Source organism: Deinococcus rhizophilus, assembly GCF_030271215.1.
GTDB classification, from domain to species: domain Bacteria; phylum Deinococcota; class Deinococci; order Deinococcales; family Deinococcaceae; genus Deinococcus; species Deinococcus rhizophilus.
In genome coordinates this window covers 1-409 of sequence record NZ_JASNGB010000415.1, presented here as the reverse complement: position 1 = coordinate 409, position 409 = coordinate 1, and the positions used below count along the sequence as shown (strand labels likewise).

Below are 409 nucleotides of genomic sequence, written 5' to 3'. Positions count from 1 at the left end.
AGAGCCTATCCGGAAAATGGTAGGCTTGGGTGCTGTGACAACGACTCAACCTCACCAAGCCAAGATCGACGAGCAGGCTACGCTCTGGGAAGTCTCCGATGAACTGTGGGCACGGCTCGCGCCTGTCCTGGTCATCGACAAGCCCCGCAAGAAAAGCGGGCGTCCCGCACGGGACGCCCGCGCCATCTTCAATGGCCTGATCTGGCTCGCCCGCACCGGCAGTCAATGGAGTCAACTTCCCGCCCGCTATGGCCCCAAATCTACGGTCCACGAGCGATTCAAAGCCTGGGTGGAGCATGGATGCCTCCGGCAAGCCTGGGGCCTCCTCTTGGAAGAATACGGTCGAGAATTGGGGATCGACTGGGAGTGGCAAGCCGCTGACGGCAGCATCGTGAAAGCGCCACTGGGA

The 409-nt window shown here is 61.4% G+C and carries 1 protein-coding gene; it reads left to right on the top strand.

The annotated features are described in order from the left end of the window. Window positions 1–34: 34 nt before the first annotated feature. Window positions 35–409: transposase (locus QOL99_RS17635; RefSeq protein WP_285525706.1), on the top strand; the 375-nt coding region annotated here is incomplete at its 3' end.